The 267-nt window shown below is 67.0% G+C and carries 1 pseudogene; it reads right to left on the minus strand.

What is annotated here, in order from left to right:
• Window positions 1-267 (minus strand): annotated as a pseudogene (locus tag WDW90_RS39660) (anthranilate phosphoribosyltransferase); the annotation flags it as partial.

The following is a 267-nucleotide window of genomic DNA, read 5'->3' on the forward strand; positions in this document are numbered from 1 at the left end:
TCGGGGGTTGCCTGGATGTTGACGCCCAGGACCTCCAGGACGTCGGCGCTGCCGGACGAGGATGAAGCGCTGCGGCCGCCGTGTTTGGCGATCTTCACGCCTCCCGCGGCAGCCACGAACATCGCTGCGGTCGAAATATTGAAGGTGTGCGATCCGTCGCCGCCCGTGCCGCACATGTCCAGCAGGTCTTGGGGGTAGGGGGTGGTGACGCCCAGCGCGAACTCCCTCATGACCTGGGCTGCGGCGGTGATCTCGCCCACGGTTTCC

The organism is Methylobacterium nigriterrae (genome assembly GCF_037106235.1).
GTDB lineage: Bacteria > Pseudomonadota > Alphaproteobacteria > Rhizobiales > Beijerinckiaceae > Methylobacterium > Methylobacterium nigriterrae.